1 protein-coding gene is annotated in these 235 nt (G+C 39.6%); it reads right to left on the bottom strand.

What is annotated here, in order from left to right; translation table 11 throughout:
* Positions 1–235 (bottom strand): tetrahydrofolate dehydrogenase/cyclohydrolase catalytic domain-containing protein (locus ACR9ZK_RS23565; RefSeq protein ID WP_481344332.1); only part of this gene is annotated, 235 nt, incomplete at both ends.

The following is a 235-nucleotide window of genomic DNA, read 5'->3' as shown; positions in this document are numbered from 1 at the left end:
CCTTTCCAGTAATGTTAAAATACCGAATGGAGTTGCCGGCAGGAAAGTATCCATTTCCAACGCCATTCTTCCGAAATTTTCCGGATGGAAGCCGTCAACATCTTTTCTTGGATCAATAGCATTGATGATTTTTTCCTGATCGATCTGATCGGGTAAAGGAAGCTGAACGATAAATCCGTCAACGGCTTTCGACTTATTCAGTTCATCAATTTTTTCCAATAATTCAGATTCAGAA

This window comes from Monashia sp. HAY1-5C (assembly GCF_056755255.1).
This window is presented reverse-complemented; position numbering and strand designations above follow the sequence as displayed.